We start from the raw sequence: 17,523 nt of genomic DNA on the forward strand, positions 1-17,523 counted from the left end.
GACGGATGAGCAGCACTCCATCTCCCCACGACGCTTCCGGCAAGGAAGTCGTCTACACCGCACGCGTCGAGTTCGGCGACTGCGATCCGGCCGGCATTGTCTGGTTTCCCAACTTCTTCCGCTGGATCGACGCAGCCTCGCGCCATTTCTTCGCCGAGTGCGGCGTGCCGCGCTGGGAAGACACCGCCCAAACGCTCGGCGTGATCGGCACGCCGCTGGTCGACACGCACACGCGCTTCGTCAAGGCGGCCAGCTACGGCGACACGCTGCAGATCGCGGTGCACATCACCGAATGGCGCGACAAGAGCTTCGTGCAGACCTACCGCGTGACGCGCGGCGACGACCTGATCCTCGAATGCGAAGAGGTGCGAATCTTTGCCGCGAAGCGCGAAGGCGGCGGCATCCGCGCGGTGCCGATTCCGCCGACGATCCGCGCGCTCTGCACGGGCTGAACCCCACCGCCTGCAGGCTCAGGCTGCGTCGCGACGCAGCTGCGCGAGCAGGCCTTCCACGCCGAGGTCGATCAGGTCGAAGGCCTCGATGAAGGCCTGGTGGCCGCCGTACCACGGGTCGGGCACGTCGCCGCCGATGGCCTCGGCAAACTCCGAGAGCAGGCGCACCTTGCGCGCCGCCTCGGCGGGCGCACGCCGGCGCAATGCGGCGCAGTGCTGCTGCGTCATGCCGATGAGCCAGTCGAAGCGCTCGAAGTCGGCCGCATGCACCTGGCGTGCGCGGTGCGCGGGCATCGCGATGCCGCGCCGCAGTGCCTCGGCCACCGAGCGTGGATCGGGCGGATTGCCGCGCTCCTCGTCGGAGATGGCGGCGCTGTCGACCTCCACCGCGAAGCCTGCGCGCTGCGCCTTGTGGAGCAGCAATGCGTGCGCGGTCGGCGAACGGCAGATGTTGCCGGTGCAGATGAACAGGACGGCGGGGGTGCTTGGTTTCATGCGCGTCGACTATAGGCACAGGGACAGGCATTCGGCATAGGCCGCCCTACCCCTGGCATCCCCCGGTCAGGGGATGCCACGAGGGAGCGAGGACGAATCGCACCCCTCTCTCCAATGGACAGCTCCCATATCTTCGGTATCGCCTGACACAACTCCTTGCGCTTCACTACGGCCCTTGGTCAGTGCAAAGGAGGTCACGATGCCCCGACCCAGTCTTCACAGCGCGAGCATCACGCTGAAACTTCCCTTCGACATGAGCGCCGCGCAAGAGGTCGAGGCCCTGCGCGCCGCGGGCATTCCGGTGGACGACCTGGGCAATGCGCTGTCGGGCTTCCTGTTCGTGCGCTTCAGCAACGGCTGGCGCAGCGACTCGAACATCTTCCGCTGGTTTCCGGCCCCTATCGAACGCAGCGCGAACGAGGCCCGGCTCCACGCCACGCAGCCCCGACGCAGCCTGTTGCTTCATGCCAAGGGTTGACGCTGCCAATGATGCGGTGCAACAATCCGGAAATCATCATTTCGGAGCCCCGTGCGTGGACAGTGCCAGTTGGATCAGTGACAAGACGCGTGCCTCGGCAGGCGTGACACCCCCGGCCCTCTAGCGCAGGCAGCTCCCGCGCTGGCGGCCGCCGTGCACGCAGCGCGAACCCCTTGCCCCTCGGGCAAGCGGCTCCCCCTACCGATTTCCGTTGTTCTTCGTCGCTGACTTTGTCAGTCAGCTTGCGTGCGTCCGTGCGCGAGGCCCTTCAGCGTGAAGGAGCCTTGTCATGCGCCAGTTTCAAATTCGTCCGTTGCATCCGCAGGTGCAACCGTCGCACGGTCGCCCGTCGGCGCACGCCGGTGCGCCTGTGCGCGTGCACCCGGCCCCGCACGTCGACGACGAGCAGGCCCTGGACCGCGCCGCCGCGCTGTGGACCACGCGCCGCATCCGCAGCTTCTTCCTGCTGCTCGACCCGTCCGGCCACGGCACCACGCGCCGCTGAAGCCCGCCCCTGCCACCCCACAGAACAGGAGGCCCTCATGGACCCGGACCCTTGCTTGCGCCGCTGTGCGCCGCCTTCACTGCCCGATCGATCCCCCATTCACCTCGCAGCCTGCCGCGCTGCGGAGGAGCGCCGCCGGCTGACTGCTGAGTAAGCACGTCGTCACGGGCGTTTCCTTCCTTCGCGGCGCGCCGCACCCGAAGGAGAAACACCCATGACCCGCGAACGCCTGCGGCGTGTCGTGCGGACGGCCACGGCCGCCCGTTCCACCGCCCGCCCCTTTGCCTTTCGCCGCCCTGCGCCAAGCCGCGCCTGGCTGGCCACCCTTTGCGGCCTGGCCGCCACGCAGACCCACGCCGCTGGCGGACACCATTCGGTGGACGACGCCGCCATCCTCGATCCGGGCCAGTGCCAGATCGAGACCTGGGGCGGCCAGCGCCTCGTGCACCTCGGCCCGGCCTGCCGTGTCGGCCCCATCGAGCTGGGCCTGAACCTCGAACGTGAGCGCGGCGCCGACGGCCGCACGCTGCGTGCCGGCCCGCAGATCAAGTGGGCCTTCGCGCTCACCGACACGCTGAGCACCGGCGTGCTGGCCTCGGCCACGTGGCAACGCAGCGATGCGGGCCATGCCTCGCTGCGCCTGGCCGACAGCAGCGTGGTGATCCCCGTCACCTGGCAGTTCGACGACGCCTGGCGCGCCCACCTGAACCTGGGGCGCGACTTCCATCGCGCGCAGCCGAGCACCAGCCACTCGGGCGCGGCGCTCGAATGGGCCGCGCTGCCCGCGCTGTCGCTCGTGGCCGAGCGCTTCCGCGAAGGCGGGCGCAATGCCTGGCGCGCCGGCCTGCGCTGGGCGGCCACGCCGGCCCTGAACGTCGATCTCAGCCACGCACGCGACCTGCGCCACGACGGCCCGCGCGGCTGGACGCTGGGCCTCACCTGGGCGTTCGCTCGCTGAGCGCCCTCACACAGGAGAAGAACAATGAAGAACGTCCTGAAGTCCTTTTTCGAAAGCTTCCTGCGCAGCCGCCACATGCGGCATCACTTCGAGCGCTGGCAGACGCTGCTGAGCGCCAAGCCCAGCAGCCTGGGCTCGGCCGCGATGCCGGCCGAGATCGCCAAGGCGCTGGCCGCCGCCTCGCACACCGACGCGGGCGAGGTGCTGGTGCGCCTGAACAGCTCGTCGCAAGGCCTGACCGAGGCGCACGCGCTGGCACTGCGCAAGCGGCTGGGCAGCAACGAGGTGCGCCACGAGCAGCCGCTGCCGTGGTGGAACCACCTGTGGCAGTGCTACCGCAACCCTTTCAACCTGCTGCTGACGGTGCTGGCGCTGGTCTCCTACATCACCGAGGACACGAAGGCCACGGTGGTGATCGGCAGCATGGTGCTGCTGTCGACCGTGCTGCGCTTCCTGCAGGAGTCGCGCTCCAACAAGGCCGCCGACCGGCTCAAGGCGATGGTGAGCAACACCTCGACGGTGCTGCGCCCCGCGCCCGGCGAGAAGGCCGGCCGCGCGGGTGACGACGGCTTCGACCTCGCCCACGCCGGCACGCAACGCATCGAAGTGCCGATGCGCGACCTCGTGCCCGGCGATGTGATCGCGTTGTCGGCCGGCGACATGATCCCGGCCGACGCGCGCCTGCTCTCGGCGAAAGACCTGTTCATCAGCCAGTCGGCGCTCACCGGCGAATCGATGCCGGTGGAGAAGTTCGCAGCCACCGCCGCCGACCACCAGGCCGGCGTGCTGGAGCGCGACAACCTGCTCTTCATGGGCACCAACGTGATCAGCGGCACCGCCACCGCGGTGATCGTGCACACGGGCGAGCGCACCTTCTTCGGCGCGCTGGCCCAGCGCGTGAGCGCGACCGACCGCGGCACCACCGCCTTCCAGGCCGGCATCAACCGCGTGAGCTGGCTGCTGATCCGCTTCATGCTGGTGATGGCGCCGCTGGTGCTGGTGATCAACGGCGTGACCAAGGGCGACTGGTGGGAGGCCGCGCTGTTCGCGCTGTCGATCGCGGTCGGTCTCACGCCCGAGATGCTGCCGATGATCGTGACGGCCACGCTGGCCAAGGGCGCGGTCGTGATGTCGCGCCACAAGGTGATCGTGAAGCGGCTCGAGGCCATTCACAACTTCGGCGCGATGGACGTGCTGTGCACCGACAAGACCGGCACGCTCACGCAGGACCGCATCGTGCTCGAACGCCACACCAACGCCTGGGGCGAAGACTCCGACCACGTGCTGCAGCAGGCCTACCTCAACAGCTTTCACCAGACGGGGCTGAAGAACCTGCTCGACAAGGCCGTGCTCAGCCACGCCGAGGTGCAGCTCGACACGCAGCTGCAGACCGGCTGGCGCAAGGTCGACGAGGTGCCCTTCGACTTCTCGCGTCGCCGCATGTCGGTGGTGGTGGCGCACGGCGACGACGAGCACCTGCTGATCTGCAAGGGCGCGCTCGAAGAGATCCTGTCGGTGTGCAGCTCGGTCGAACGCGGTGCCGAAGTGCTCGCGCTCGACGCCGACGTGATGGCGCGCATCCACCGCGTGGCCTCGGAGCTCAATGCCCAGGGCCTGCGCGTGGTGGCCGTGGCCAGCCGCACGCTGCATGCCGGTGCGCGCAAGCCGGCCTACGGCGTGGCCGACGAGGCGGGACTCACGCTGCTGGGCTACGTGGCCTTTCTCGATCCGCCGAAGGAATCGACCGCGCCCGCGCTGCAGGCGCTGGCCGCGCACGGCGTGGCGGTGAAGGTGCTGACGGGCGACAACGAGCTGGTCACGCGCAAGGTCTGCGGCGACGTCGGCATAGACGCCGGGCGCATGGTGCTGGGCCACGAGGTCGAGCGCATGAACGAGGCCGAGCTGCGGCAGGTGGTGGAAATGCGCCAGGTGTTCGCCAAGCTCACGCCCGCGCACAAGGAACGCATCGTGCAGGCGCTGCATGCCAACGGCCACGTGGTCGGCTTCATGGGCGACGGCATCAACGACGCGCCCGCACTGCGCGCGGCCGACATCGGCATCTCGGTGGACGGCGCGGTGGACGTGGCCAAGGAATCGGCCGACATCATCCTGCTCGAGAAGAGCCTGATGGTGCTGGAGCAAGGCGTGGTCGAAGGCCGCCGCACCTTCGCCAACATGCTCAAGTACATCAAGATCACGGCCAGCTCGAACTTCGGCAACGTTTTCTCGGTGCTGGTGGCCAGTGCCTTCCTGCCCTTCCTGCCGATGCTGCCGCTGCACCTGCTGGTGCAGAACCTGCTGTACGACGTGTCGCAGATCGCGATTCCGTTCGACAACGTGGACGAAGAGTTCCTGAAGACGCCGCAGCGCTGGAACCCGGCCGACCTGGGCCGCTTCATGGTGTTCTTCGGGCCGCTGAGCTCGGTGTTCGACATCCTGACCTACACCGTGATGTGGTTCGTGTTCGCAGCCAACTCGGTGGAGCACCAGACGCTGTTCCAGTCGGGCTGGTTCATCGAGGGCCTGCTGTCGCAGACGCTGATCGTGCACCTGATCCGCACCCGCAAGATCCCGTTCCTGCAAAGCCGCGCGGCCTGGCCGCTGCTGGCCATGGGCGCGGCGATCGCGGCCGTGGGCATCTGGCTGCCGATGGGACCGCTGGCGCACTACTTCAAGCTGCAGGCGCTGCCGCTCGCGTACTTCCCGTGGCTGGTGCTGATGCTGGTCGGCTACGCGACGCTGACGCAGGCCGTGAAGGGCTGGTACGCGCGCAAGTACGGCTGGCAGTAAGACAAGAACCACCCGGCGGACGCAGGGTCGCGGCTGTCACACAAGGCCGCTACCCTGCTTCGCACACAGAGGATCAGGAGGATCACTCATGGAAGCCATTCGCCACATCAACCTGCCTTCGCTGCTGGACACGCTGGTCAGCGTGGGCGCGGCCTTTCTGCTGGGCTCGCTGATCGGCTTCGAGCGCCAGGTGCGCCAGCGCACCGCGGGGCTGCGCACCAACACACTGGTGGCCGTGGGCGCGGCCGTGTTCGTCGACATGGCGGCCCGCCTGGGCGGCCCCGACGGCGCGGTGCGCGTGGTCGCCTACGTGGTCTCGGGCATCGGCTTTCTGGGCGCCGGCGCGATCATGAAGGAAGGCGCCAACATCACGGGCCTGAACACGGCCGCCACGCTGTGGGGATCGGCCGCGGTGGGCGCCTGCGCGGGCGCCGACCTGCTGGGCGAGGCGCTGATCGCCGCGCTCTTCGTGCTGGCGAGCAACACGCTGCTGCGGCCCGTGGTGAACCGCATCAACCGCCGCCCGGTGCACGAGGAATCGAGCGAGGCGACCTACACAGTGCGCGTGATCTGTTCGCGCGCGGCGCGGCCCGAGGTGATGGACCAGCTGCTGGTGCAGCTGGAAGCCGCGAACTACCCGGTGCGCGACATCGACCAGCACGCCTTCGGGCAGGCCGACACGGAGATTGCAGCGACGCTGTACGCCACCGCGGTCGAGCCCGAAGAGCTCGACCAGGTGATCGCGGAGCTGGAAACGCTGGAAGGCGTCCAGCAGGCGTTCTGGAACGCCTCCGCCGAAGACTAGTTAAACGCCGAGGATCGAAACAGCCTTGGTGTTGAGGTAAGCCTCGATTGCCTCGGGGCCACCTTCCGAACCGTAGCCCGAGTCCTTCACGCCGCCGAACGGCATTTCCGGCGAGGGCGTGGCGGGCTGGTTGATCCACAGCATGCCCAGCTCGAGCTTCTGGCTCAGCAGGTGCGCGCTCTTGATCGACTTGGTGAAGGCATAGCCGGCCAGGCCGAAAGGCAGGCGGTTGGCTTCGGTGATGGCTTCTTCGAGCGTGTCGAAGCCGCGGATGGCGGCGATGGGGCCGAAGGGCTCGTTGTTGAACACGTCGGCGTCCAGCGGCACGTCGGTGATGACGGTGGGCGCGAAGAAATTGCCGGTGTCGCCGACGCGTTCGCCGCCGGTCGCGACCGTGGCGCCCTTCTTGCGCGCGTCCTCCAGCACATGGGCCATGGCCGTGAGGCGGCGGGCGTTGGCCAGCGGGCCGAGGTTGGTGCCTTCGACCAGGCCATCGCCCATCTTCAGGCCTTCGGCGTGCTTGACCAGCAGGCTCGCGAACTCATGGCGCAGGCTGTTGTGCACCAGGAAGCGGGTGGGCGAGATGCAGACCTGGCCCGCGTTGCGGAACTTGGCGGCACCGGCGGCCTTGACGGCCAGCGCCACGTCGGCGTCTTCGGCCACGATCACCGGGGCGTGGCCGCCCAGTTCCATCGTGACGCGCTTCATGTGCGAACCAGCCAGCGCGGCCAGCTGCTTGCCGACCGGGGTGGAGCCGGTGAAGGTGACCTTGCGGATGATCGGGTGCGCGATGAGGTAGCTCGAGATCTCGCCCGGGTTGCCGAACACCAGGCCCACCACGCCGCCCGGAATGCCGGCGTCGACAAAGGCCTTGAGCAGCGCAGCCGGCGAGGCCGGGGTTTCTTCGGGCGCCTTCACCAGGAACGAGCAGCCGGTGGCCAGCGCGGCGCCGAGCTTGCGCACGATCTGGTTGACGGGGAAGTTCCACGGCGTGAAGGCCGCGACGGGGCCGACCGGCTCCTTGATGACCAGCTGCTGCGCGGCCAGGTTGCGCGAGGGCACGATGCGGCCGTACACGCGGCGGCCTTCGTCGGCGAACCACTCGATGATGTCGGCGGCGGCCATCATTTCGACCTTGGCTTCGCCCAGCGGCTTGCCTTGTTCCTGCGTCAGCAGCTTGGCGATGTCCAGGGCGCGTTCGCGGATCAGGCCGGCGGCGCGGCGCATCACGGCGGCGCGCTCATTGGCGGGCGTGTCGCGCCAGGCTTCGAAGCCGCGCTGGGCGGCGGCCAGGGCACGGTCGAGGTCGACGATGCTGGCGTGCGCCACCTTGCCGATGGCCTTGCCGGTGGCGGGGTTCAGCACGTCGAGCGTCTTGCCGTCGGCGGCGTCGACCCATTGGCCGTCGATCAGCAGGCGGGTGTCGGTGTAGGTGGCGGTCATGGCGAACTCTTTCCTTCGAGGACTGGATGGTGAAAACGAAACGGGAAATCGGGCGCGCGGCGCGGCACCCCGTGGGGGTGCGCATGCGACAACGGCGGCCAAGCGCCGCCGGGGCCGTAGATTAACCTGAGTTCACAAAGCTTGCCGGCGGCCCCCGCCAGGGGCCGCGGCGCGCCTACAGCACGAGGATCGCGCGGAAATCGTTGACGTTGGTGTTCGTCGGACCGGTCACGAACAGGTCGCCGATGGCATCGAAATAGCCGTAGGCGTCGTTGCGGTCGAGGTGGTCGGACAGCTTCCTGCCCTGCGCCGTGGCGCGCGCCAGGGTGTCGGGCGTGACGAAGGCGCCGGCGTTGTCTTCCACGCCGTCGATGCCGTCGGTGTCGGCGGCCAGCGCCCACACCTGCGGCTGGCCCATGAGCGCGCCGGCCAGGCCCAGGCAGAACTCGCCGGCCCGCCCGCCACGGCCCTTGGCCTGGCCGGGCTGGCGCGGGCGGATGGTGACGGTGGTTTCGCCGCCCGACAGGATGACGCAGGGCCGGGCGAAGGGCTCGCCGCGCAGGGCCACGGCGCGGGCGAGCGCCGCATGCACCTTGCCCACTTCGCGCGATTCGCCTTCCATTTCGTCGCTCAGCACGTGCACGCCGATGCCGGCGGCGCGCGCGGCCGCGGCGGCGGCTTCGAGCGACTGCTGCGGCGTGGCGATGAGGTGGGTGCTGTGGCCGGCGAACACGGCGTCGTCGGGCTTGGGGGTTTCGAGCGCGCCGCTTTCGAGCTGCGCGCGCACGGGCGCCGGCACCTCGATGCCGTAGCGGTCGAGGATGGCCAGCGCGTCGGCGCAGGTGGTGGCGTCGGGCACGGTGGGGCCGCTGGCGATCACGGCCGGGTCGTCGCCGGGCACGTCGCTGATGGTGAGCGTGACCACGCGCGCCGGCGCGCAGGCCGCCGCGAGCCGGCCGCCCTTGATGCGCGACAGGTGCTTGCGCACGCAGTTCATCTCGCCGATGTGGGCGCCGCTGTCGAGCAGCTGCTTGTTGATGCGCTGCTTGTCGGCCAGCGTGAGGCCTTCGGCCGGCAGCACCAGCAGCGACGAGCCGCCGCCGGAGATGAGGCACAGCACGAGGTCGTCGGCCGTGAGTCCCTGCGTGAGCGCCAGGATGCGCTCGGCCGCCTGCTGGCCGGCCGCGTCGGGCACGGGGTGCGCGGCCTCGACGAGCTCGATGCGCTGCGGCACGCCTGCGGGGCGCGGCGGAATGTGGTCATAGCGCGTGACGACCAGGCCCGACAGCGGGGCGTCGGCCGGCCACAGCGCTTCGAGCGCCTGCACCATCGAGCCGCCGGCCTTGCCGGCGCCCAGCACCACGGTGCGGCCCTTGGGCGGCTTGGGCAGGTGCGCGCCCAGCGTGGACAGCGGCAGTGCGCGGTCCACCGCCACGCGGTACAGGTGTTCGAGGAAGGCGCGCGGGGCTTCGCGCGGATCGGGAGCTGTTGCTGAGGGCGAGGTCGATGCGGTCATGGCTTGCGTGTTGTCTCCATTCGGCGATTGTGCGACGACCGGTGGCCCGCCCTCGCAGGCCACGGTCTTCTAGTTCGTCTTGGCGCCGGCCTGGAACCAGCGGCTGATGAGCGCCCGCTCTTCGTCGGTGATGTTGGTCGCGTTGTTCATCGGCATGATCTTGGTCACCACGACCTGCTGGTAGATGGCCTGGGCATGCGCCGTCACCTGGTCGGGCGTGTCGACGCGCACGTTCTTCATCTGCACGGCCGCGCCGTGGCACATGAAGCAGCGCTGCTCCAGCACCTTCTGCACGTCCTGGTAGGCCACGGCGGGCACGGCCTGGGCGGCGGTGGCCGCCACGGGCGCGGCCGGCTCGGGCTTCATCCACACGATGGTCAGGCCCAGCACCGCGATGCCGACCATGGCGTAGGGCAGCGGGTTGCCCGCGTTGCCCAGCTTGAAGCGGTGGCGCACCACGAAGAACTGCCGGATGGCCGCGCCGCCGAGCATGATCAGCAGCAGCACGATCCAGTTGTACTTGTGCGTGTAGGTGAAGCTGTAGTGGTTGCTCAGCATCGCGAACAGCACCGGCAGCGTGAAGTAGGTGTTGTGCACGCTGCGCTGCTTGCCGCGCTGGCCGTGCACCGGGTCGACCGGCCGGCCTTCGCGCAGCGCCTTCACGTTCTTGCGCTGGCCCGGGATGATCCAGAAGAACACGTTGCCGCTCATGGTGGTGGCCATCATGGCGCCCACCAGCAGGAAGGCCGCGCGGCCCGCGAACCACTGGCAGGCCAGCCAGGTCGCGAAGACGATGAAGACCGCGATCAGCACGCCCACGATGGTGTCGCCGTTCTTACGGCGCCCGAAGATCTGGCAGATGCCGTCGTAGACCATCCAGAAGACGACGAAGAAGGCCAGCGCCACGGCAATGGCGGCGCCGGGTTGCCAGTCCATCTTGCTCTTGTCGATGAGGTACGTGCTCGCGTTCCACAGGTACGACATCGTGAAGAGCGCAAAGCCCGTGAGCCAGGTCGAATAGCTTTCCCAGTACGACCAGTGCAAGTGGTCGGGCAGTTTCTTGGGCGCCAGCGCGTACTTCTGGCTGTTGTAGAAGCCGCCGCCGTGCACGGCCCATTGCTCGCCGCCCACGCCCTTGTCGAGCGATTCCTGGTCCTGCGGCTTCTCGAGGCTGTTGTCCAGCATCACGAAGTAGAAGGAGGCGCCGATCCAGGCGATGGCGGTGATGACGTGGACCCAGCGCAGCAGCAGGTTGGCCCAGTCGAGGTAGTAGCTTTCCATGTGCTCTCTCTCAACCCTGTTGGCGCGTGGGGACGCCAAGGAGGGGTTTCAGCCTGCTCACCACCGCGGGCGCTGTAAGCAGAGAAAGTGCCGCGAACGCAGGTCCGTTGAAAAGGACCTCGCTCCGCTGCGGCTTGTTGTGGACCGAAAGTGTATACAGTTTTGGCACGAGGCGGGATGCTATTTGCGGCGTCGTCGCCAAGGGAAAACCCTGTTCAGCCCTGCGATTGCAACAACTGTGCCGCCACGGCGACCGCGATCACCTCGGGTTCCTTGCCCGTGATGCCGGGCACGCCGATCGGGCAGGTGACGCGCGCCAGCTCGTCGGCCGTGAAGCCGCGTGCCTCCAGCCGGTGGCGGAAGGTGGCCCATTTGGTCTTGCTGCCGATGAGGCCGATGTAGGGCAGGTCGTTGCGCGCGCGCAGGCGCTTCAGGCAGGCGATGACGATGTCCAGGTCTTCGGCGTGGCTGAAGCTCATGATCAGCACGCGGCTGCCGGGCGCGAGCGCGGCCACCGCGTCCTGCACGGGCTCGGAGTGCTCGGTGTCGATCTGCGCGGGCAGTGCGTCGGGGAACACGCCGTCGCGGCTGTCGATCCAGCGCACCGAGAACGGCAGCACGGCCAGCAGGCGCGCCAATGCGGCGCCCACGTGGCCGCCGCCGAACAGGGCCACGGGTTCGAGCTGCGCCACCAGTTCTTTTTGCAGCGCGGGCGCGTCGGCGGCGCCGATGCGCCGGTAGGTCAGGAACATCACGCCGCCGCAGCACTGGCCCAGGCTCGGGCCCAGCGGGTAGCGCTGCACGCCCTCGAGGCTGCGGGTGCCGGCCAGGATTTCGCGCGCTTCCTGCGTGGCCTGGAACTCGAGCTGTCCGCCGCCGATGGTGGCCGTGAGCCCGTCGGCCCAGACGGCCATCCAGGTGCCGGCCTCGCGCGGGGCCGAGCCTTGCGTCGATTCGACGCGCACCAGCACGGCGTCTTCATTCCGAAGACGCGCCAGCAATTGATCGACCGCACCGTTCATGCCCGAAACCTTCGGTTGCCGAGGCGGCAACAACTCACGGTATAACCCCGGCGATGATGACGAACCGCCAGCTTACGCCGCGCCGCCTCGCCTGGGCCGCCACTGTTCTTTCCGCCTTGTGGCTCGCCGGCTGCGGCTCGACGGGCTCGGTGCCCGGCCAGCTGAGCGGTGCCAGCAGCGCACAGGGCAGCGGCCCCGCGCCGCGCGCCTCCAGTGCGGCCACTGCGCGCGAGTACCGCCGCGACGCCGCACGCCACATCTACAACGCCAACGCCTCGCGCATCTACAAGGGCCAGATGCCGCCGCTGCTGTACGCGGTCGGCACCCTGCAGGTGAACCTGGACACCGGCGGCAAGGTGGTCTCGATGCACTGGCTGCGCGCGCCCAAGCACGCGCCCGAGGTGATCGCCGAGATCGAGCGCGCCGTGCTGCAGGCCGCGCCCTTCCCGCCCGCCCAGCGCCTGGGCGCGGTCACGTGGACCGACACCTGGCTGTGGGACAAGAGCGGGCGCTTCCAGCTCGACACCCTGACCGAAGGGCAGCAACAAGGCGACTGACCTCAGGAGCCGCGGTACGTGGAGTAGCTCCACGGGCTCACGAGCAGGGGCACGTGGTAGTGCTGGTCGGTGTGCGCCACGCCGAAGTCCAGCGCCACCTTGTTCAGGAAGTTCGGCTCCGGCAGCGTCACGCCGCGGGCCTTGAAGTAACCCGCCACGTCGAACACCAGCCGATAGGTGCCGACCTTGATCGAGTTGTTGTCGTAGAGCGGACCGTCGCTGCGGCCGTCCGAATTCAGCGTGAAGCGCTTCACCAGCGTCGCGGCGTCGCCGTCGGTGGTGTACAGCGCCACCTCCATGCCGGCCGCGGGGCCGCCGTGCATCGTGTCCAGTACGTGAGTGCTCAAGCCCATGGGGCCTCCTTCAAAGGGTGTCGGATCGGTGAGATCGGGTGCGGGAAATTCCGGTGGACAAAAGTGTATACAGTTACCGGCTTTGGGTCTATCATGAAAAACATGGAGTCCTCCACTACCCGTTCGATCGTCGATGCCCTCACGAAGGCCATCGTCGAGCACCGCCTTCAGCCCGGCACCAAGCTCGCCGAGCAGAAGCTGGCCGACCACTTCGGCGTGTCGCGCACCTTGGTGCGCCAGGCGCTGTTCCAGCTCTCGCAGAACAAGCTGATCCGGCTCGAGCCGGCGCGCGGCGCCTTCGTGGCCGCACCCGCCGTCGACGAGGCCAAGCAGGTGTTCGCCGTGCGCCGCATGCTCGAGGCCGAAATGACGCGCGCCTTCGTGCGCAGCGTCACGCCCGCCAAGATCAAGGCGCTCAAGGAGCACGTGGCGCTCGAGAAATCGGCCGTCGGCGGCGAAGACGTGTCGGGCCGCACCGAGCTCTTGGGCGACTTCCACGTGCGCATGGCCGAGCTCATGGGCAACCAGGTGCTGGCGCAAATATTGGGCGAGCTGATCTCGCGCTGCGCCCTCATCACGCTCATGTACCAGAGCACCAGCGCCGCCGAGCACTCCAACGACGAGCACGCCGACATCGTGAAGGCGCTGGCCGCGCGCGACGAGGAACTCGCCGTGCGCCTCATGACCGAGCACCTGGAACACGTCGAGGCCAACCTCACCTTCGACCGCAAGGTTCCCACCAACGACATCTCCCTCGCGCTGTCCTGATCCACACCATGACCGTCTACGACACCACCCTGCCCTACCCGCGCGACCTGATCGGCTACGGCCGCAACCCGCCCCACGCCCGCTGGCCCGGCGGTGCGCGCGTGGCGGTGCAGTTCGTCCTCAACTACGAAGAAGGCGGCGAGAACGCCACGCTGCACGGCGACGCGGGCTCGGAGCAGTTCCTTTCCGAGATGTTCAACCCGGCGAGCTTCCCCGACCGGCACATCAGCATGGAAGGCATCTACGAGTACGGCTCGCGCGCCGGCGTGTGGCGCATCCTGCGCGAGTTCGAAAAGCGCGGCCTGCCGCTCACCGTGTTCGGCGTGGGCATGGCGCTGCAGCGCTACCCCGAACTCACCGCCGCCTTCAAGGAACTCGGCCACGAGATCGCCTGCCACGGCTGGCGCTGGATTCATTACCAGAACCTCGATGAAGCCACCGAGCGCGAGCACATGCGCCTGGGCATGGAAGCGATCGAAAAGCTCACCGGCGAGCGCGCGCTCGGCTGGTACACCGGCCGCGACAGCCCGCGCACGCGTCGCCTCGTGGCCGACTACGGCGGCTTCGAGTACGACAGCGACTACTACGGCGACGACCTGCCCTTCTGGATGAAGGTGCAAAAGACCGACGGCAGCGTCGTGCCCCAACTCATCGTCCCCTACACGCTCGACTGCAACGACATGCGCTTTGCGCTGCCGCAGGGCTACTCGCACGCCGACCCGTTCTTCCAGTACATGAAGGACACCTTCGACGCGCTGTACGCCGAAGGCGACCCCAACGGCGACGACAGCCCCAAGATGATGAGCATCGGCATGCACTGCCGCCTGCTCGGCCGGCCCGGCCGCATCACGGCGCTGCAGCGCTTTCTCGATCACATCGCCACGCACGACAAGGTCTGGGTCTGCCGCCGCGTCGACATCGCACGCCACTGGAAGCAGGCACACCCCTTCGAAGCCGGAGCCGCATCATGAGCACCCCTCTCCTCACCCTTGCCCAACTCAACGCCGCGGGGCCGGCCGCTGCCGTCGCCATGCTCGACGGCGTGTACGAACACTCGCCCTGGATCGCGCAACGCGCGCTGGCGCAGCGCCCCTTCCGCTCGCTCGCGCATCTGAAGCACGCGCTGGTGCAGGCGTTGGCCGCGTCGTCGGCCGACGAGCAGATCGGCCTGATCCGCGCCCACCCCGAGCTCGCCGGCAAGGCCATGGTCAGCAAGACGCTCACCGCCGAGTCGACCAACGAGCAGAACAAGGCCGGCCTGACCGACTGCACGCCCGAAGAGTTCGCGCAGATCCAGAAGCTCAACGCCGACTACAACGCGAAGTTCGGCTTCCCCTTCATCCTGGCGGTGCGCGGCCCGCGCGGCACGGGTCTCGCCAAGCGCGAGATCATCGAGACCTTCGCGCGCCGGCTGCACAACCACCCGAGCTTCGAGCTCGGCGAGGCGCTGCGCAACATCCACCGCATCGCCGAGATCCGCCTGAACGACAAGTTCGGCGCCGACATCACGCTCGGCAACGACGTGTGGGATTGGCAGGAGCAGCTGTCGGTGCACACCGACCCGGGCTATGCCGAGAAGGGCCAGCTCACCGTCACCTACCTGACCGACGCGCACCGCGCCTGCGCCGCGGACATCTCGGGCTGGATGCGTGACTGCGGCTTCGACTCCGTGCACATCGATGCCGTGGGCAACGTGGTCGGCCGCTACGAAGGCGCCACGCCCGACGCCAAGACCCTGCTCACCGGCTCGCACTACGACACCGTGCGCAACGGCGGCAAGTACGACGGCCGCCTGGGCATCTTCGTGCCCATGGCCTGCGTGCGCGAACTCAAGCGCCAGAACCGCCGCCTGCCCTTCGCCTTCGAGGTCGTCGGCTTCGCCGAAGAAGAAGGCCAGCGCTACAAGGCCACCTTCCTCGGCTCGGGCGCGCTCATCGGCCACTTCGACCAGCGCTGGCTCGACCAGAAAGATGCCGACGGCATCACCATGCGCGAGGCCATGCAGCATGCCGGCCTGAAGGAAGAAGACATTCCGAAGATCCAGCGCGACCCCGCGCGCTACCTCGGTTTCGTCGAGGTGCACATCGAACAGGGCCCCGTGCTCACCGAGCTCGACCTGCCGCTGGGCATCGTCACCTCCATCAACGGTAGCGTGCGCTACGTGGGCGAAGTCATCGGCATGGCCAGCCACGCCGGCACCACGCCCATGGACCGCCGCCGCGACGCCGCCGCCGCCGTGGCCGAACTCATCCTCTACACCGAGCAGCGTGCCGCCAAAGACGGCGACTCGGTCGGCACCGTCGGCATGCTCGAAGTGCCCAGCGGCTCGATCAACGTCGTGCCCGGCCGCTGCAAGTTCAGCCTCGACCTGCGCGCGCCCAACAACGCACAGCGCGACGCGCTGGCCAACGACGTGGTCGCCGCGCTGAAGGACATCTGCGAACGCCGCGGCGTGCGCTACGAGCTCGAAGAAACCATGCGCGCCGCCGCCGCACCGAGCGAACCCGCCTGGCAGCAGCGCTGGGAGCAGGCCGTCGATGCGCTGGGCATTCCGCTCTTCCGCATGCCCAGCGGCGCCGGCCACGACGCAATGAAGCTGCACGAGGTGATGCCGCAGGCCATGCTCTTCGTGCGTGGCATCAACTCGGGCATCAGCCACAACCCGCTCGAGTCGAGCACCAACGACGACATCCAGCTCGCCGTGCAGGCCTTCCAGCTCCTGCTGGACAACCTCGCCGCCGAACAAGCCCACTGACCGACCCCACAAGAACAACCACCATGACCGACTACGCCAAACTCGACGCCTGGATCGACGCCCACTTCGACGAGGAAGTGCAATTCCTGCAGCAACTGGTGCAGGTGCCCACCGACACGCCGCCCGGCAACAACGCGCCGCACGCCGAGCGCACCGCCGAGCTGCTGAAAGACTTCGGCCTCGACGCCGAGAAGCACGCCGTGCCCGCGCAGGACGTGAAGGACTACGGCCTCGAATCGATCACCAACCTGATCGTGCGCCGCAAGTACGGCAACGGCGGGCGCACCGTGGCGCTCAACGCCCACGGCGACGTGGTGCCGCCCGGCGAAGGCTGGACGCACGACCCCTACGGCGGCGAGATCGTCGACGGCAGCCTGTACGGCCGCGCCGCCGCCGTCAGCAAGAGCGACTTCGCCAGCTTCACCTTCGCGCTGCGCGCACTCGAGGCCGTGGCCAAGCCCACCCAGGGCAGCATCGAGCTGCACTTCACCTACGACGAAGAGTTCGGCGGCATCCTCGGCCCGGGCTGGCTGCTCGAGAAGGGCCTGACCAAGCCCGACCTCATGATCGCGGCCGGCTTCAGCTACGAAGTGGTCACCGCGCACAACGGCTGCCTGCAGATGGAAGTGACCGTGCACGGCAAGATGGCCCACGCCGCCGTGCCCACCACCGGCATCGACGCGCTGCAGGGCGCCACCAAGATCCTGAACGCGCTGTATGCGCAGAACACGCTCTACCAGAAGGTCACGTCGAAGGTCGAGGGCATCACGCACCCGTACCTGAACGTGGGCCGCATCGAGGGCGGCACCAACACCAACGTCGTGCCCGGCAAGGTCGTGTTCAAGCTCGACCGCCGCATGATCCCCGAAGAGAACCCGGTCGAGGTCGAAGCCAACATCCGCCAGGTGATCGCCGATGCCGCCGCCGAAAGCGCGGGCATCACGGTCGAGATCAAGCGCATGCTGCTCGCCAACTCGATGAAGCCGCTGGCCGGCAACAAGCCGCTGGTCGACGCAATCCAGAAGCACGGCGGCGAGCTGTTCGGCGAGCCCATCAAGGCCATGGGCACGCCGCTGTACACCGACGTGCGCCTGTACGTCGAAGCCGGCATTCCGGGCGTGATCTACGGCGCCGGCCCGCGCACCGTGCTCGAATCGCACGCCAAGCGCAGCGACGAGCGCGTGGTGCTCGAAGACCTGCGCCGCGCGACCAAGGTGGTGGCGCGCACGCTGAGCGACCTGCTGGCCTGAACGCGCAGAAGGTGGCGGCGCAGTAAGCCCCACCCCGCCCCGGCCCCTCCAAGGCGCCATGTCCCTCGCGGGGCATGGCGCTTTTTCTTTGCCCC

At 68.5% G+C, this 17,523-nt stretch carries 17 protein-coding genes; 11 read left to right on the plus strand and 6 right to left on the minus strand.

What is annotated here, in order from left to right:
• Positions 1 to 5: 5 nt before the first annotated feature.
• Positions 6 to 452 (plus strand): acyl-CoA thioesterase, encoded by a 447-nt coding sequence (locus AC07O4_RS20645; RefSeq protein WP_495305506.1) that lies wholly within the window; start codon positions 6 to 8, stop codon positions 450 to 452.
• An 18-nt stretch (positions 453 to 470) separates the two neighbouring features.
• On the opposite strand, the gene AC07O4_RS20650 is transcribed toward AC07O4_RS20645, so the two are convergent.
• On the minus strand, positions 471 to 947 hold the full coding sequence (locus AC07O4_RS20650) for a low molecular weight protein-tyrosine-phosphatase (RefSeq protein ID WP_495305507.1): 477 nt from the start codon (positions 945 to 947) through the stop codon (positions 471 to 473).
• 199 nt (positions 948 to 1,146) lie between these two features.
• Here AC07O4_RS20650 and AC07O4_RS20655 point away from each other — a divergent pair, with 199 nt between their 5' ends.
• The 5 genes from AC07O4_RS20655 to AC07O4_RS20675 all read left to right on the plus strand — a co-directional run bounded on the left by AC07O4_RS20655 (position 1,147) and on the right by AC07O4_RS20675 (position 6,483).
• Positions 1,147 to 1,425, plus strand: a complete 279-nt coding sequence (locus tag AC07O4_RS20655) for a hypothetical protein (RefSeq protein WP_307694539.1) — start codon at positions 1,147 to 1,149, stop codon at positions 1,423 to 1,425.
• Positions 1,426 to 1,714: 289 nt separating this feature from the next.
• On the plus strand, positions 1,715 to 1,930 hold the full coding sequence (locus AC07O4_RS20660; protein WP_495305508.1) for a hypothetical protein: 216 nt from the start codon (positions 1,715 to 1,717) through the stop codon (positions 1,928 to 1,930).
• A 214-nt stretch (positions 1,931 to 2,144) separates the two neighbouring features.
• Positions 2,145 to 2,888, plus strand: coding sequence for a PA4824 family protein (locus AC07O4_RS20665; protein ID WP_495305509.1), 744 nt, complete (start codon positions 2,145 to 2,147; stop codon positions 2,886 to 2,888).
• Positions 2,889 to 2,912: 24 nt separating this feature from the next.
• On the plus strand, positions 2,913 to 5,678 hold the full coding sequence (mgtA, locus tag AC07O4_RS20670; RefSeq protein WP_495305510.1) for a magnesium-translocating P-type ATPase: 2,766 nt from the start codon (positions 2,913 to 2,915) through the stop codon (positions 5,676 to 5,678).
• 88 nt (positions 5,679 to 5,766) lie between these two features.
• Positions 5,767 to 6,483, plus strand: a complete 717-nt coding sequence (locus tag AC07O4_RS20675; protein WP_062480849.1) for an MgtC/SapB family protein — start codon at positions 5,767 to 5,769, stop codon at positions 6,481 to 6,483.
• On the opposite strand, the gene AC07O4_RS20680 is transcribed toward AC07O4_RS20675, so the two are convergent.
• The 4 genes from AC07O4_RS20680 to xdhC form a co-directional block, all read right to left on the minus strand.
• Complete coding sequence (locus AC07O4_RS20680) at positions 6,484 to 7,926, minus strand: NAD-dependent succinate-semialdehyde dehydrogenase (RefSeq protein WP_062480847.1); 1,443 nt, start codon at positions 7,924 to 7,926, stop codon at positions 6,484 to 6,486. It lies immediately after the preceding gene.
• 175 nt (positions 7,927 to 8,101) lie between these two features.
• The gene (locus AC07O4_RS20685; RefSeq protein ID WP_495305511.1) at positions 8,102 to 9,442 is read right to left on the minus strand and encodes a glycerate kinase type-2 family protein; all 1,341 of its coding nucleotides are present in this window, start codon (positions 9,440 to 9,442) and stop codon (positions 8,102 to 8,104) included.
• Between the two features lie 69 nt (positions 9,443 to 9,511).
• Complete coding sequence (locus AC07O4_RS20690) at positions 9,512 to 10,723, minus strand: urate hydroxylase PuuD (RefSeq protein WP_495265215.1); 1,212 nt, start codon at positions 10,721 to 10,723, stop codon at positions 9,512 to 9,514.
• A gap of 215 nt (positions 10,724 to 10,938) precedes the next feature.
• Positions 10,939 to 11,745, minus strand: coding sequence for a xanthine dehydrogenase accessory protein XdhC (xdhC, locus tag AC07O4_RS20695; RefSeq protein ID WP_495305512.1), 807 nt, complete (start codon positions 11,743 to 11,745; stop codon positions 10,939 to 10,941).
• Between the two features lie 53 nt (positions 11,746 to 11,798).
• On the opposite strand from xdhC, the gene AC07O4_RS20700 reads away from it, so the two are divergent.
• A complete protein-coding gene (locus AC07O4_RS20700) occupies positions 11,799 to 12,302 on the plus strand; it encodes a hypothetical protein (RefSeq protein WP_307584594.1) in 504 nt (167 codons plus the stop codon).
• Between the two features lie 2 nt (positions 12,303 to 12,304).
• Here AC07O4_RS20700 and uraH read toward each other — a convergent pair whose 3' ends face one another.
• Complete coding sequence (gene uraH, locus AC07O4_RS20705) at positions 12,305 to 12,655, minus strand: hydroxyisourate hydrolase (protein ID WP_070061690.1); 351 nt, start codon at positions 12,653 to 12,655, stop codon at positions 12,305 to 12,307.
• Positions 12,656 to 12,748: 93 nt separating this feature from the next.
• On the opposite strand from uraH, the gene AC07O4_RS20710 reads away from it, so the two are divergent.
• From AC07O4_RS20710 to AC07O4_RS20725, 4 genes are read left to right on the plus strand one after another with little or no spacing between them, the layout of a single operon-like run.
• Positions 12,749 to 13,423, plus strand: coding sequence for a GntR family transcriptional regulator (locus tag AC07O4_RS20710; protein WP_056574067.1), 675 nt, complete (start codon positions 12,749 to 12,751; stop codon positions 13,421 to 13,423).
• Positions 13,424 to 13,431: 8 nt separating this feature from the next.
• On the plus strand, positions 13,432 to 14,394 hold the full coding sequence (puuE, locus tag AC07O4_RS20715) for an allantoinase PuuE (protein WP_062480836.1): 963 nt from the start codon (positions 13,432 to 13,434) through the stop codon (positions 14,392 to 14,394).
• Positions 14,391 to 16,178 (plus strand): 2-oxo-4-hydroxy-4-carboxy-5-ureidoimidazoline decarboxylase, encoded by a 1,788-nt coding sequence (gene uraD / locus AC07O4_RS20720; protein ID WP_495305513.1) that lies wholly within the window; start codon positions 14,391 to 14,393, stop codon positions 16,176 to 16,178. The genes puuE and uraD overlap by 4 nt, the downstream gene beginning before the upstream one ends.
• A 23-nt stretch (positions 16,179 to 16,201) precedes the next feature.
• Positions 16,202 to 17,428: a M20 family metallopeptidase gene (locus AC07O4_RS20725; RefSeq protein ID WP_487850066.1), complete on the plus strand. Its 1,227-nt coding sequence runs from the start codon at positions 16,202 to 16,204 to the stop codon at positions 17,426 to 17,428.
• Positions 17,429 to 17,523: the final 95 nt, after the last annotated feature.

It is taken from the genome of Variovorax sp. GW821-FHT09D04, assembly GCF_059416405.1.